This is a genomic window from Elusimicrobiota bacterium (assembly GCA_016722575.1).
Lineage (GTDB): Bacteria > Elusimicrobiota > Elusimicrobia > FEN-1173 > FEN-1173 > JADKIY01.
In genome coordinates, this window is the sequence record JADKIY010000001.1 from 590493 (window position 1) to 607284 (window position 16792).

Annotated in this window: 1 protein-coding gene; it reads left to right on the plus strand. The window is 66.0% G+C overall.

Annotated features, from left to right (window positions below):
- Positions 1–213 precede the first annotated feature (213 nt).
- On the plus strand, positions 214–12354 hold the full coding sequence (locus tag IPP68_02730; GenBank protein MBL0349277.1) for a hypothetical protein: 12141 nt from the start codon (positions 214–216) through the stop codon (positions 12352–12354).
- Positions 12355–16792: the final 4438 nt, after the last annotated feature.

Genomic DNA, 16792 nt, shown 5'->3' on the forward strand with positions numbered 1-16792 from the left:
GTTTTTGGTTCCTTTGTCCTACGCCCCCCTCCCGGCCGAAGAGGCCGATGGGGTCCCAACGGCCAAAACCCCGCTCCGCCGCACTCGCTTCGGGGATTCGATGGTCGATGATGGAAAACGGACTTTCGAATCGACGGAGAACGTCCAAGCGTCCAGGGGGCTTTTGCCTTCGATGCGACCATCCCCTTTCTTTATTTTCAGGAGGCAAAACGCGTGATTCGGTTTCCCTGGCGGCGGGCGGTGGGCGGCGTTCTCAGCGTCGCCTTTCTGTTCACCCAGGTCCTTTGCGCCCACGCCGTTGAAAGCAACTTTTGGGCGGATCGATCCCAGGCGGCGAGGAAAATGCGGCAGGGGCCGGGGTTCGACGTGGCCGCCTTTGCCGGAGACGCGCGGCGGCAGGAAACGTTTTTGGCCTCTCTGGCCGGAACTCCTCTTCAACCCGGCGCCACGCCGGAAATCGCGTTTAGCGCTTACCCGGCGGGAACCCCCCTTCCGACCCCCTTCCCGGCGTCGGCGGGGAACGCGGATGCCCTGTCAAAAATTCTTCCCATTCTCTCCCGGCACGGCACCCTTCGTGACGTGCGCGGGCCCCTCGATCCCAACGAAAAACCATCGGCCATCGTGGTGTGCATTCAGGACGTGCATGGCCACCGGGCGATTCAAAGCCGCATCGCCTCCCTTTTGCAAGGCCTGTTTGAAGCCGTTCCCGGCGCGGTGGTGGCCCTGGAGGGGGCGGCGGGCCCCGTGGATCCCTCCCCCTTTCGCCGTTTCGCGGCCTCCTCCAACGCCGCCGCGGCGTCCTTTTTAGCGAACGCCGGGCTCATCGGCGGGGCCGAAGAAGCGCTCCTCCGCGCGGAACACCCTCCGCGGGCTTTCGGCGCCGAAGACCCGGAGCTCTATAGGACGAATGTTCGGGCGATCAAGGAGGCCGCCCCGCGTCGCGCCGAATTGGGGGCGTCCCTGGGGAAATGGCAGGCCGGCCTTCGAGACGCCAAAACCCGCCTTTACCCGCCGTCCCTTCTGGAATTCGACCGGCAACGGGCCGCGCACGAAACGGGGGCCTTGAACCTGGGAGCGTACGTTGAATTCCTTCTTAAGCAAAACGGGACGCCTTCCCTGGCCGCCCTTCCCACCGTCGCCCGTTTCTTGGACACCTACCGTCTGGAGAAATCCCTGGACATGGAAGCCGTTCGGAGGGATCGGGCCTCCCTCATGGAAAAGCTGGTCTACCGGTTGGGGTCCGCGGATTTGGATTCCCTTTTGCAGGCGTCGTTGGCTTTCCGGGCCGGAACCTTTGCCACGGGTCCCTATTACGCCTACGTGAAAAGCGCGGTGGCCAAGGCCGGACTCTCCCTGGATCGATTCCCACATTTCGCCACCTATATTCGATACGTGTTGGCCGCCGATGCCATTAAACCGGAAGTTCTTTGGAAGGACATGGCCGGCTTGGAAGCCTCCACGGCCCGGGCCCTTTGCGTCGAATCCCGCCAGTGGGACCTCTACGAAGCGGATCGGGACCTCGGGTTGTTGGCCGGGCTGGTCCAATTGTCCCTCACGACCGAAGCGTGGCGCCAATACAAGGACCGGCGGGAGGCGGTCGCGCGTTTCCCGGACCGATTGGCGGGTCTGTTGGGCGAACCGCCGTCTCCCCGGACGGACTGGGTCGAGGGCCTCGATTCCTTTGAAGCGTTTTACGCGACGGCGGAGGAGAGGAACCGCGCCCTCGTGGACGGCCTGTGGCGCGGCGGAGCGGCGGCCGGCGGCGAACTTCCGGTGGTTCTCTTTGTGGCGGGCGGTTTTCACTCCGACGGGGTGGCGGGGTTGTTGAAAGAAAAAGGCGCGTTGGTCTTGACCGTGACACCCAAAACGACGGATTTCGCCGAAAACAAGGCACCGGATCCCTTCGAGCTTTTCGTGGGGGAAAAATCTTCCCTGGAGGGGATGTTCGAATCCCCGCGGATCACCCTGGCGGAAACGCTGTCCATCGGGGGAACCATCGGGCGAAGCGTCCGGGCCGACGCCGTGCGCGTTTTGGGCCCCGCGGCGGGAGCGCTGGCGGAACGACTTTCAAATCCCGGGAGCGCTTCCGCGGACCTCCCTTCGAACGTTGAAGAAATTGAGCTCGCCCCGGACGGACGGTCGGGCGTGGCCGTCTTGGGATCGCCGGGGGGAAAGCTTCTCCTCGCCATGGAAGCCAACGAGGAGCGAGGGCCGTTTCTTCGAAAGGCCTTGGCGAGGGCCCGGGCGCTATTGGAAAACGTTCCGGCCGGACCCGACACCCAGGTTTCGGTTTACCGCCGGGGTTTGAGCGCTTGGGAAAAAGCCAAAACGTGGTCCCGTCCGGCGCGCGACCGGATGGGACGGTGGACGCCGGCCCTGTCCCGGTGGGGGGGCCAGGCCCTGATTTTCGTCTCCGTGACGATGCTCCTCTACGGGGCGTCCGCCGTTTTGTTTCCGGCCGACGCCCTCGCCTACGAGTTCGTGAAGGAGGGGGGGAAAGTCCTCTTTTCTCCGGAACACGGGGAGCATCTTTGGGGGGCGGCGAAGGAAATATTGCGTTTGTCCGGCACGGACCACGCGACCGGCGCCCAGGTTTGGGACGTGATTCATCGAATCGTTGAAGCCAACCCGGACATCGCCAACCCGGCTCAGATCGTGGCCGGTCACGCCTACACCGTTCCTTCGGACCTCCTGCCCGCCGCCTCGGCGGCGGCCGACGCATCGATTTCCGCGGTGGCGGGGCCCGGGGTGGAGGCGTTGACGGCCGTGGCCCCGGCGGCCGCCTCCGCGATGGAACTGGCGGCCAACGCGGCGGCTCCCGCGGCCGCTCTTCCCTCCTCGCCGGCCATCGTCGCGGCCGTCGCGACGGGTTCGAACCTCGCCCTCTCCTTCGGGGGAGGGGCGCTCGCCGCTTTCCTCGGAAACGCGCTGCCGTATTTCGTGGGTCTCGGATTGATCGCGGTGTCGATCCGGGCGGCGCAATGGGGGGCCCGTTCCGGCGTGGCCGCGGCTCTTCGGGCCCGATGGTCCGGCGCGGGGCGGTCGTGGCGCTCCGCCCTCGGCCGAATCCGCGCCGCCCGAATGAAATCCGCCGAACCCGCCGCCCCCGCCTTGCTCCCCGGGGTCGGGAACGGCGAAGGGGCTCCCGGGACATCGGCGGCTCCCGCGCTTGATGTCGAGGAAAAAGAATTCGTCGCGGGGGAGACCGCTCCGGCCTCCGACGCGACGGTGGAGAGCCCGGACGGGAGCGAAAGCGCCCCCTCCGCCAAACCCCATTACCGACGTGAAAACGGGCGGTGGGTTCGGGTTCCGGGCGGCCGTCCGGCCGGTCGCGCGACCGCCCCCGCCCCGTCGAATCCCGTCGCCGAACCGGGAATCGCCCCCCCGGCGGCCGTCCCGGCCGTCGGGACATCCATCGAATCCGTGAACGAGCTCCTCTCCAGCGGTTTAGCCCTCCAGGGGAGTCGGCCCGTCCCCGGAGGGGACCCGGACGTCGGGGAATTTGTTGCCGCCTTGAGCCGGTCCCTGGACCGGTTCGGCCGCGATCACTCCCTTCAGGACGACGGCGCCATAGCCGTTTCCCGGGCCAACGGCGAAACCCTGCGGGTGCGAATGACGCGCCCGGGGGATCCTCGCGCCGCGCGCGCCGTCGAGTGGGCGGAAGGCGACGCCCCGGAAGTTCTCTTGTCCGCCGCCTTGTTGGACCTTCCCCGTCTGGCCCAAAAAAAAATCATCGAACACGTCGTCGCGCAATTGGCGGCCCGTTCCTCGGGAGCTTCGCCGGCGGCCGCCGCGCAAACGGCCGACGCGTTGTCGGCCGATCAACGGACTTTTTTGGCCCAAGCCCTGGCCCTGCGCCGAATGGGGGTGGCCACCCGGTCCCTGGAAACGGCGGCTTTCGAGGCCCGTCGCGAAGTCAGCGATTCCGAAGTGGGCGAAGTTTATAACGGTCCGTCGCTGGGTTTGCGGGACGAAGAACAATATTTTGAAGGCGGCGAAGTGCCCCAGATTCGCACCCTCACCCCCGAATACGCGGACAACACCCCGCGACGGCGCGTAACGAAAACCAAAGCCGTCGTCACCGAAGCCGTCGCCCGCGTCGGCGTCATGACCGAGGAAGAACGGCACCTTCGCTTCGCCACGGGGTTGGCCGAAATGGTGCGGGAAAAATTCGACCCCGAACACCGAATCGTGTTGATCGACGCCGCCGAGGACTTCGCGGAGCTTTACGCGCGGGTTTTTGCGGCCCACGGCGTCGCGGTCCGCTGGCTCACGGCGAAATCGAGCTTGGCGGGCATCGCCCGCCATTTGGCCGAAGGCGGGCACGCCCTGGGGATTTCCGGAACCACGATTTACGACCGGCACGGGCGGACGGTGCCGCCGGAAATCCAATCGAAAATCTGGGACCGTGTTTTGCCTCTTTCGGAAATTCAATGGATGGAGAACCTCGATATCGCCCGGGCGCAAAACCTGTTGACCCCCGTCGAAGAGGATTTGGACGCGCCGTATCTGGCGACCCTTCGAAAGAAATGGGCCCCGGGGCCGGGGCGCTTCGTCGTGGACATCCGCCGCCTCACCGCGTCGCAACAAGAGGCTTATCAGCGGTTGCTCGGGCCGGCGGGGCTGAACGTGGCGTCGCGGTTCGTGACCGTCGGCGATTCGGACGCCTTGGCGCGGGCGTTGCGGGCGGAGGGTTCCGAAGGTCGGCTGGGGATCCAAATCCACAAATACGGGCAAAAACTGAGGGTCTTGGACACCACGGGCGAATCGGTGGACGATTGGCAGCTGGCGCTCGCTTTGATTTATGGCGGCCGGGCGGGGGACGCCGTCGCGGTCACTCCCTGGGACCCGGAAATCCTGCGGTCCGCGGCCGGGCGCGCGGGAATGCGCGTTGAGGAGCAGGGGGCCCCACGCCCGTCCAAGCGGCACACCCCCCCGGTTTTCGGTGGGGACGTCCTCGAAACGGCTTTGGCGGTTTCCGGGCTGATCGACCCGGCGCACCGGTCGTTGGCGGACCGTCTGGGGGACGCCGCGGCGCCGGTTGAAAAAACCGCCGTGGAGGTTTACCCGGAGACCGCCCGGCGGATCAACCAGAACCTGAAATCCGACCGGGCCGAAGCGACGGGCGCGCAATGGGCGCGGAGCGCCGGCCAAAAATTTCTTTCGGCTCGGGTGGTTCCCATCAACGGGTCCAATCAACCGCTTATGATCGTGGACACCGGGGCCGGTCGCCTGTGGGTTTGGGTGGAGGGCCAAGAAATCCAGATGAGAGCCTCCGGCCACGGCGCGCGCGCTCTGTTGCGGTCCGGTCGAAAATGGGCGGCCGCCCAGACGACGCGAACCCAGGGGTTTCAAGCGCTGGTGGGGTTCTCCCTGTACGGCGGTTATTTGCTGGGGTCGTTGGGGGCGGTGGCCTATCTGGTCTTCGTCCAATCGGGGTTTGCTTTCTCCGTCATGGACAACGTGACCCTCTTGCTCGACGGTTTTCTCGGCCCCGGCGCCGCTCTGGGGGCCGTTTTTTCCCTCGTGGCGGCCCTGATCATCACCGCCAACCTTTTTGTCTTCGCCGACGAAGCCTTGTTTTCCATCGTTCGGTCCCGTTTGGCGCGACGATTCGCGCGCGGCGAAGGCCCCCGCTGGGACATCCATCCCTTGATTTGGGGGGATTCCCGGCGCGTCATGGCGGACCGGGCCGGGCCCCGGCACAGTCGCACGCACATGGTCGCCGCGGTGGGCCGAACGATTGAAATTTTTAAGGGCCTGAAAACATTGCCCGGATTCCTTCAGGTATTTTTCTTTCTCCGCGACGCCAGCCAGGCCCGGCTTCACGCCAGCCGCAATTCCTCCGATCGTCCCCCCTGGAGTTATTTCCTCCACACCCTGATTCTCTATTCGGTTTTTAGGCCGGCGGCCATGCTGTGGGGAGGGATTTACGAATTCGGGCGGTATGCTCACCGCGTGTTGGCCCAACGGGGGTACGTCCGGCCCGGCCCGACCAGCACCCTGTCCGACGCCGAAGCCGCCCGCCGGGCCGATGCCGTCCGGGGAACAATCGCCGCGGTCTATGGACCGTCCGAAGTGGCCCCCCGGGTCATGGACCGCCCGGTGATCGTTTTGCCGGGAGACCGCGCCCTGGGCGAGGAGCCCCTGATCTTTATCCGCGAGAACGCGCGGTGGGTGGCCCTGGACCAATTCACGCACGGGCGGGATTTTTCCCACACGTTGGATGTGGTGATCGCCCCCGAAGCCGGGACGTCGCCCGATCGGTTGAAGGCGCTGGAGGGCGGGTCGTTGACCTTTCAACGATCCGTCGAGCCGGCCGCGGGAAAAGCCGCCGGGGACCTTCCGCCGTGGCTGGGCCGTTTGGCCGTGACCTCCGGCGACACCGACCGGCGCCCGGTGGCCCCGGAAAAAACGGACCGCGCCTCCCGCCGTTTGATGGACCTCTTCCCCGAATTCATTCATCACGGCCCGGGGTTCTTCACCCTTCCCAACGGATTCGGAAAATTGCAGGTTCGGGTTCTTTGGGCCGCGCTCCCGGAGATCGGGAACGCCGAACTGTACGGCCCCCGCCTCGCCCCCAACGGGACGCCGGAATATCGCCTGGTGCTGGACCCCCGGGTCATGGAACTTCCCGAGGCGCGTCGCCGGGCGCTTCTGAATGTGTTCAAAGACCAATTGGTGGCCCAGGCGTACGAGCCGTCCCGCCGGGGGGGACGGAACGGCCGGGCCCGATTGGACGAGGCGGGCACGCCCGACGAGTGGCGCGGGGACGTCGAAGCGGCCCGCGAAGGCCGCCGGGTGGAGCCGCTGGGAAGCGCTTGGATGTCCGCCAATCCCACCACCGGGCGAATCGAGGTGTCAACGGAGAACGATGTTTTCCGCGCGGTTCAGGGAATCCTCCTGTATCTGCGGGGGGAAGGCGTCGTTCGGACCCCGTTGGTGTTCAGCGTGTCTCCCGGCGCCCGGCCGTTGGCGCGCGCGGCCTTGGAAGTTCTTTCCGCCCACACCCGAAGCACCGGCCAGCCTCTTTGGACTCTCGAAGAATCGGGATCCCACGGGGAGGGGCCCGTCCTTCATTTGCGCCTGAACGAGGACGGCTTGACGGCGACGACCGGAGCGGGCGCGCCGTTGGCGCGCACCCCGATGGCGATCGATCGGCTCAACCGCCTTCTTTCGCTGGAGGCCACGGAAGCGTTTCGGGAAGCCCCCGACCGGGCGGTCGAAGCGTTTGTGTCCCCGGAAGCCGCCCGCGCCCCGCCCGAGTCGCCCGCGGCCGCCGCGGTGGAATCGCCGGCCGCGTCCGCCCAATTGCCCGTGGGACTTGTTTGGGCGGGAGCCGCCGTCCTTGCGACGACCGCGGCGGTCGGCCTCGCGATGTATGCGGGGCTTTCTTCCCCCTTCGTGCTCATCGCGTTGCAAGGCCATTTCGGCACGTTGATTGCGACGGGAATGTCGGTGATCTATTTCCTCAAGGGGATTCCCCTCCTCGTCCCGGTTTTGACCGCGGTGATGCCGTCGATGGCCCTGTCCTACCTGCATTTTCGACTTTTCCACGCCCGGGACAAACGCGCGGTCTTCTCCCAATGGAAAAAAACGGACAAGGTCCTGGCCGCTGAATTGTCCGAAGCGGTGAACAGCGAAGCGCTCGCGCAATACGCCCTGTTTGCGGAAAAAACCATGGACCGGGACGTCGTCCCGAGCGTTTGGGCCGACGACGTCGTGGGTCTGGGAACCGACGGCCGCCTCCAAATCAATCACCGGGCCCTTCGCATCGCCCACGGGGTGTTTTTCCACCGGTTTTACCGCGTCGCCTTCCTGACGATTCGCGTCCTATCGGCCCGGTTGATCTCGCAAGCCCGGGCGGCGCGCGCCGCCGAATGGCTGGCGCGGCCCTGGGCCCGGCTCCGCCTGATGCTTTTCGTTCAAATGGAATCCCAATTGGCGTGGGAGGATCGCCTGCTGGCGCCCATCCGATTTGGCGCTTTAACGCTCTTTTTCCAGCGCAACAGCCGATTTTTCTTCTTCGTCCACTACGGCGTCCTTTACCCGATCCTCCTGGGCCGAATGTTTGTGCAATCGCTCGGCCTGCTCGTCCATCCGTCCGTTCACCAGTTGGGCGAGGTGGCGGAGCGGTTGGACACCCCGGCGGAATTGAGCGGGAAAGGCTTTGAGGTTCTTCCCGCGGTGGTCGGGCGGGCCAACGGCGTGCCGGAAATCGTCCTCGCCGACGGCACCACGGTCGACGTCATCGGATGGGACGTCAAAGTGGAAAAGCTTCGGCAACACTTGGACGCCGGCGACCGCGTGGTGGTCCTCGCCCACGGGACGCCCCAGGACGGGAAAGTCAAAGGGTATCTTTACGTTCGGGACGAGGAGCATCGCGGCGACGGTCAACGGTGGGTATCGCTCAAAGCGCAGCCGGGCGCGCCCCTGTTTCTTCAATTTTCCCCGACGTCAACGCTCCCGCGGGGCCAGGCGTTTCTGAGCGCCTACGGCCCCGGGCTCCGCTGGACCATCGCGGCCTCCGTGTTGTTGTCCACGGCGATCACCGTGGTCGCCGTGGCGCTGCTGGGGGTCCCGGAAATGTTTTGGAGCCCCGCGGCCTGGGCGGCGTTTCAACAATCCGCCTCGTGGGCGACGGCGGTCCCGGTGGGAGCCCGCGTTCTGACCTTGGTCGGTTTCCTCGCTTTTTACAAGACGATCATCGAATCCTACAAGGTGGTGTTCGGTCTCCACCGGCCCGGGCGGTTCCGCCTCCTTCGGGCGTTGGCGGTTCCCGTTTTCTCCTTTGTCACGTTTTTGGGCGCCCGGGTGGGATGGGCCCACGCGGTCGGAACCGGCCAGGCGCAATTCGGAACCTCGGCCACGCGGGACCTTGAAAAATCGGCCTTCGTGCATTTGACCGAATCCCACACGTTGGACGGATTGGCCGCCGGGGTTCGCCACGCTTTCGGTTTGGAGATGGCGGCCCGCCTCAACGCGCTTCGTGCGGCCGGGGGATTGCCGATCCTTTCGGCCCGGGACATGGAAGAGACGTTGCGGCCCCTGGAGGATCCGGGCCAGGACCCGCGCCAATTCGTTCAGAAAATATTGACCGTGGTTGGCCGGTTGGACGTTTCCCGGGGGGAAGGCCTGACTCGTTTGGGGGTGGCCCACCTGGACAACGGATTGGTGGACATTGCCTTCCGCAAATTGACGTCGCCCGATCACCGGTTTTTAACGAGCGTTGAAAACATTCGAAAAGCGCTCCGGGAGATGCTCGACGAAATGAACCGGTCCTTGGACGCCGAAGTCGCGGGCGCCCTTCGGGGCCGGGGGGCCATGGATTCCGCGGTTCCCGCCGCCGCCGAAGCGTTCTGGGGGGCGGCCGGAGCCCATTTGGCGGGCAATGTGGAAACCAACATCGTTCGGCAATTGGAAACGTTGGCGAAACGGCAACCCGTCCTGGGTCCGGCGCTCCAGCGGGTGAAATTCTCCGTGGTGGAATTGAAGGGGGCGCAGGGTCGGGATTCCTCCGTGGAACGATTGAAGGACGTCGGCGCGGCCTTGAACGGTTTTTTTGCCGAGCTTCAACGAACCACGCTGGTCCCCCAACCCCTGCGCCGACTGGCCATGACCTACCGCCCCGATTTCGTTTTAAGCTTGTCCCGGCTTCTCCCCGCCGGTCCGTCCGATCGCGACGCGTTCTCGATCCCCGCCGTTTTGAAAGCGCAGGAGGAATTGCAGGCCCAGGCCCAAAACGCCCTTCAATTTTATCGGGAAATGGAGGGCTTGAAGGGTCTGCACAAGGACGTTTACTTCTCCAAAACCCTCCAAGGCCTGATGACGGAAGCGCCCCCCAAATTGGCCGGTTTGTTCGAAGAACGGTCCCTCCCCCTTTTGCGCCGGTTGGCGGAGCGGACGGGCACCGAGGGGACCCTGACGGGCGTGGAAAGCGCCTTGGCGGCTTTCCGTTCGGCCAACGGCGAACAGGCCGGTCCGGCCTTGTCGCGACTCACCCGCGAAACGGAAAATTTCCTCGAACGCGCCTTCGGCGTCCGTCGGGATCTGTTGGCCGATCTCCCGGGTCATCCGCGGACCGAGGTCCGGACCGCGTCGGTGTTCTTCAACCGCGGCGACTTGGTTCGGTCCGTGGAGGAGGCTCTTTCCCCGGAACGGGACAGTCTTCGGTCCGCGGCCGAGACGGCGGACCGACTCCACGGGGCGTTCCAGGCTTTTGACCGGGCGTTGTTCACCGCGTTGGAATCCGACGCCCAGCGTCAAGCGGAAGATTTTGAGCGGTTGGTGCCCATCCTGTTGGAAATGCCGATTGCGCCGACGGACCGGCCGGCCGACACCGTTTTAACGTGGCTGACCGGGATCGTGAATTTTGTCATGGCCCGATACTTTGTTCCCGTGGCCATCGACCAAAAATGGGTGCGCGAAACGATGCTCAACGAAAACGGCCGAACCGCGCCGGTCGTCCAACGGCTGGCCGTGATTCACTACGCGCTGGTCACCCCTTTCGTCCAGACCCTGACCGACGGCGACCGGGAAAGCCTGGTTCAATTGGACGCCCTTTTCAAACGAACGGTGACCGGGGTGGAAAAAGTCGGGGATCTGGGCCAAGCGCTGGAGGCGTATTTCGGCGCCATGGACGAATTCAGCGCCCGATTGCCGGGGGTGCGCCGATCGGGCGCGGCTTCGGTGCACGCGGTGTTCGACCGCCGCCTGACGGCCCTGGCCCAACAAATGGAGGCGAACACGCCCACGCGGCCCGATTTGTTGGGATCGCATCTCACGGGGCGCGCCAAATTCTTCGCCCAAAGTCTCCGGGATCCCAAGGCGGTCGAGGGGTTGAACCGGGCCGCGGGGGCCGCCTTTGCCCAGTTGGCGGTTCAATGGAAAGAGGCCTTGGGCGCGTCGTCCCGGGAGGCGTTCGCCCAAGGGGTCGAACGCCCGCGGTTCGAGGCGGCGGTCGGGTTATCGACGGACGCCTGGCTCCAGGCCGTGGGTCTACAGCATCGGAGCCTGATGACGGTCCTTTCCCGGGCGACGGCCGAGTCCCCCCGGGGGGACCGGCTCGACCCCGAAAAATTCTTCGGCGGCGTCCGCACCGAACAGGAGTTCGTTGCGCGGCTCGGAGGGTACGTGGAATCCCTCCAACGGGAACTCCGTTCGGAGGCCGCCCGGGTGGGCTCGCCCTACGCCACGGGGGCGGACCGGACCCTCGATGGATTGGTGAAAGAGTTGCGCGACGCGGCCGTCAAGGCGAAAAACGGCGTCGCCGATCGGGAAAGCGAACGAACGGCGGGCGTCTTGTCCAGCGGGTCGCCCCTTCTCTTCCTCGTCAACCTTTTCACCGGGCAACAGAGGGTCAATTTGGAGCGGGCCTACCAAAGCCAAAATCTTTCGCTGCGCATGAGCGAAACCCTGAACGCCGTTTTTGATCATTGCGAAAAGGTGGCCGGGTCGTTTTCCCAGGATTTGATGAATAACCTGTCCGGGGGGCGGCCCTTCGCCTATTTTCAATCCGATCCGGTGGCCGAGGTGGGCGGCGCCCTGCATCGTTTTGGCCGGGACCAGGTTCGGTTGCTTTCGCTGTTGAAGTGGCAAGTGCTGCAGAACGGCCAACAACACGGTCTCTCGGAAACCGCGCGGGCGGACAAAGCCGACTCCTTCGACCGACTGATCGTCGAGATGAGCCGGCTCGGCGAGCGCGAGGCCCGGGCGGGAGGCGCCGCCGATCCCGCCGCCGCCCAGGCGCGGGCTTTGGATTTCGCCGCGGCGATGGAAAACGTTTGGAACCGGGCCTTCGCCCTGGCGCCCGTGGCGACCGGCCGATCGGCCGTTCGTGTTCGATGGGTGCCCCTGATGCGGGATTCCTTGACCCGGGACCCCGCCCAAAATCTTCGCCCCCTGGATTTGGGACTGGGGTTGTCCCGCCTTTCCAAATCCCTCGCCGAGAACCTCCGATCGGCCCTGGCGTTTCAACCGACCGCCGCGGGCGCCTTGGGGGTCCTGTTGAAGGTTCCCGCCGCCCTTCTCGAGGACACGCCGTCGACCCGTGCCGCTTTCGCCCGGGAAGTCCGGGAATGGAGCCGGGACCTCGCGGTCCTCCTCCAAAACAAAAACCCCGGGCCTCCGTGGACCGCCTCACCGCGTTTTGGGACGGCGCCGAATCCTGGGACGCCGCCCGGCGCTCCTCCCGGCTCCTCGCCTTTGCCGATGAGGTCGACGCGGCGCTGGGCCACATTCACTCCACCCGGTCTTCGGGAGAGCTCCGGGCCACGATCGAACGGAACCTCGGACAATCCGCCGATCCCGCGACCCTTTTGGACCGGGGGTTCCTCCCTCTCACCGATTACGTGACCGCCTATTTGGCGAGCGCGCCGGACCCCAACGCCTTCCGGTTGAGCGCCTTTCCCATGGCCGCCCAGCGCCTGCTCCTGGACGGCGCCGTCCCGGCCAACAACGCCGCCCTGGGCCAAAAAGTCGGGTCCGATTTCGACTTCCTTTTGGGCCTCCTCCGAAACGTGCGTGGATTGGCGGGCGAGGGAGCGGGGGCGGCCGAAATTCAACGGTCCATCGCCGACGCCCGCACCGACGCCGAATTGGCCGGCGCCCTGTCCCGGGCTTTCGATTGGCTGGACCGGCGGTTGGGGTCGGAGGCCGGGATCAATCACGAACCCAATAAATTGGTCCGGCTCTATCAACAATCCGCCCGACAATCGACGCTGGGCGCCCGGTCCGAAATGGGGCCTTATCGTGAAACCATGAAGGAAGCTCTCAAGGCGGTCGAAGCCGTTTTCGCCCGGGAGCAGGAACGGGTCAACGACGCTCTCAACGCCATCGGATCGGATCCGAGCCGGGAAAACGCTTCGGCCGTTTTAAACGCTTTCCGTCTCGAACTGATTCGGCTGGAGCAAGCCGCTCCCGAACTGGGCCCCGTGTCCGGCCGGGCCGCGGAAGCGATGCGCTCGGCGCTCGCCGGCGCGCCCGACGTCCACACGGGATTGGAGCGGGCGTTGCGCGCGGGATCGGCGGCGGTGTCCGCCGCCGTGCAAAAGATCGAAGCGGAACGGTCGTTCCCGGCCGCGGCGATCCAAAAATCTTTCGCCCGCGCCCTGTCGGCGGTCACACGCACCGAAGGCGCGGGGCGGACGGCGTCGCACACGCGTTCGGGGCTCGCGGCGGCGGTCGGTGAGCTGCGTGAATCCGTCGGCCGTTTGATCGCGCACCAGGCGGTGCAGCGGGACGTTTTGCTGGACGGCGGGACGCCGGTCGTGGCCGCCGATCAACTGTTCGCCGGTAAAATGGGCGACGCCCTCGTGGCGGCGCTCCAATCCGACATCCCGCTTCGCCATAAATTCCTGGTTCGCGACGCTCAAATCCTATATCCCGGGTTGCAAATCGCTCCGCCCGCGGTGGAGAACCTGCGCGGCGCCTCGCTGGAGGGCGTGAAAACCTTCCTCAAAAATTACGGCGCGGGCGTTGACCGGGGGTTTCAACGGGCCGGGGTCTTGTTTTACGCGCCGGGACAGCTCAACGTGGAAGTGGAGCGCCTTCTTCTGACCGTCGAGGACCCCATCGAGGCTTTGGACAAAGGCGCGGCCTTGATCGACGCCCGTGCGCGGGAAGCTTTGGGAGAGGCCCAGGCCTGGAACGGCCGCCGTCTGGTGTTCCGCGATTTGATCGAGAATTCGGCCCGGCGTCTGGCGGCGGCGAACAGTCTCGGCGGACTTCGGTCGTCCGCCTTGGCCGACGTGCGGGGCTTTTTGGCCGCGGCGGCGCTTTACCAAGACGCCTCCGGTGCGGGAGGGGTTCAGCAGATTTTCCGGGGAATCACGACGGATTTGCCCGATGCCAATTCCGACGCCTGGGTCGAGGAATTGGCGCGCCGACTGGACGCCCATTTGCAGCGAAACCCCGTGGGCATGCCCCTGCGGGCCGGAGATCTTTTGGACACCGTGGCCTCGGCCCGGCTTCAGGTCCAGGGAGGGGCCTTGGACGGGGCCCGCCACGCCTACGCGCGGTTGGCCTTCCGGTGCCAGGAAATCCTTGAGAACGCCTACCTGTTTCGCGTCCAAACCTTCACCGCCGGTGCCGCTTTGACGACGCCGCTCCCGGACGGGTTTGTCGCCCGGCAGGGATTCGCCGTTCAAAACGTCGGCGTCACGGAAGGACGCCGTGTGTTCGTGGAATTGAACGACGGCCCGACGGGACGCGGGACCCGGGTGGACCTCGGCCTGCCGGACGGTCCGGGGGCTCGCGAGTCCATTTTGACCTTCCTGAACAAACCCGTCGTGCTGGTTCACCGGGCGGGAGAAACCGGCCGGGAGATCCGGGGCACCCTGTTCGCTCCCAAGGCGGGAGTCGGCGGGCCCGCGGTCCCGGGCGCCATCGGGGTGTATGAAAATATGACCGCCCGCCTGGGTCGCGTCTCCGAACTGCCCCGCGAACTGGAAACCGCCGCGCTCCTCCGTTCGCCGGAGGAATTTGCCGCCCATTTGAAGACCCACGGGGAGCGCCTGGCGGACTTGGCCTATTTGCTCTCCCGAGGGAACCCCGATGTCCGGGACCAAATCCTGGAACGGGTCAACCACTATTTCTCCTTGGAACCGGCGCGGCCCCGGTCGATGTGGGACACGCTGGCGTCCCTTTGGCGGCGGGGCGACGGCTCGCAATCGTTGCGTTCGGCCCTTGAACAGAATCGTCTCGGGGAGCAAGTCGCAAGTTTTTACGCGGACGTGCTAGAGCGTCTCAAAGCCCCCGTCGGGCGCGCGGGGGGGACGGCCTTGGATTTCGAGCTCCGGCAAATTCGCCAACGCCTCGCCGCCATGGCCGGAACGGTTCACGGCGGCCCCGCGGACGCCCTGACGGTCGCCGCCCACATGATGGGGAAGGGGAACGAATTGGTGGCCAACGAGCTTATGGCGCCCGCCCGGTCGAAGAACGATTTGGAGCGTTCCTTTATGGACGCTCTGCGGACCCCGAGTCGATGGGGCGACGTGGCCCGGGTGCACGAATCCATGGCGGTCCGCGTTTTCGATTCGATACGGACCGTGGCCGAACGTCACGGCGTGCCCCTTGGAGCCGATTTCGATTCCGCGCGGGACCGCTTGGCGTCCCAAGCCGCCCGCCTGCGGGAGTCCGAGGACCCGCTCGTCGCCCAGGAGGTCCTGGCCTCCTTTCAAACCACGACCGCGGGTTTTCTGGCCCTCCTCGGAGGTGAAACCGGCGCCGGTTCCGTTCCCCGCGTCGAGTCGGTCGAAGACGCGACCGCGGCCTACGGCCGATGGATCGGCGAAACCGCGGCCATCCTCCGGCGCTCCGAAGGGGCGTTGACGCGTCGGGATATATTGGAGGGGCGGTCCACCGATCGGGTGGCCCGCGCTCTGACCGCGATGGACGAACTTCCCCTGGAACAAAAAGTCCTCCTGGGACTGCTCGCCCACGGGGTGGGCGGAACGGGAAAGCCCGCGCTCGTTCAAAGGGCGGTTTCCTTGGGGCGTCTTTTTTGGGAAAAAATAATGGTTTTTGCCGTGGAACGCGCCGCCCTTCGCTTGAGCGTGCAAGCGTTAACGGCGTTGTTCGCCGGCCCCCTGGTCCTTCTCCTGTGGGTCCCCGCCCTGGCTTATAAAATCCTGGCGGTTCCCGTCATCGCCCGCGGCGCCCTGCCTTCCGAGGAACAAGGCCGGCGGGTCGCCGATTTGGTTCGCCGTCACCCGGAGGTGATTGTGTCCGACGCGCCTTTCGCGACCGGCGTTCGGCAAAGCCTCCTCGCCTATGTGGAGAGACTGCCGGGCCTTCCGGGGTCCCCGGCCATCGAAAAAACGGTGGTCCGTTCGGGCTTTACGCGCCTTTCCGAAAGCCGGCAGGACGCCTTGTTGCGATTCGCCCGATGGGAACGGCATCTCGAGGATTCATCGATGCTGGGGCGGCCGACGGTGCACCTGTTGCGCGTTCTTGATTTCAACCAGGTTTTGGTGGCGCCCCTTTTGGCCTGGACGGGCCGTCGATCCTCGGCGGCGGTCCCGGAGAAGGCGGTCCTTCCCGCTTCGCCGAGGGTCCCCGGTCGATTCACGGCTTCCTCGCCCTCGCGCGTGCGGGAGGCGGTCGCCGTCGCCATCGGGTTGAGTTTGCTCGGGGCGGCCATCACCGCGGTTCCTCCCCTTTTGGCGGCCGCCGTCCTATTTTCCGCGATGCTGTCCTGGGCCGCCTACCGACAATCCCAGAACCCGACCGTTCGCGGTCTCGCCCAACGATCCCTGTGGCGGTCGGTGTCGATGGTCGCCCTGATCGCCGGGTTGTCCACCTTCGCCGCTCAAGCCCGCGGCGCGGTGGACCCCTCCCTCGAATACTGGGGGAGCGCGATGTTGTCGATCGTTCTGCCCTTTTACGTGGCCACCCCGGGGTTCGCTTTGTGGGGCCACCTTCGGAGAGCCGAGGTCGGCGGCGCCCACGAAGGCACCGAGGATTCCAGCGCCGCCCGTCGCCGGTCGGTGTTTTCCCGGGCGGCTCGGGCCTTGGGGTGGAGCCTCCCCCTGGGGCTCGGCCTCTTTTGGACTCCTTCCCCGTCGGAGGCCACGGTCGGCGTGCCGACGCCACCGGCGCCCACACCGGTTTTCGCGATGTCGGCGCCGGTCGACGGTTTGACCCAATGGACGGAATCCGTGTCCGCGTTGTTTAACCACGCGTGGCTCTCCGTGCTGAGCGTTCCCCACCCTTGGATGTGGTCGGCGCTCGGGGTCGGCGTCCTTTTGGTCTCCCCGGTGCGGACCCTTTGGGAACACGGGATCCGGGCGGC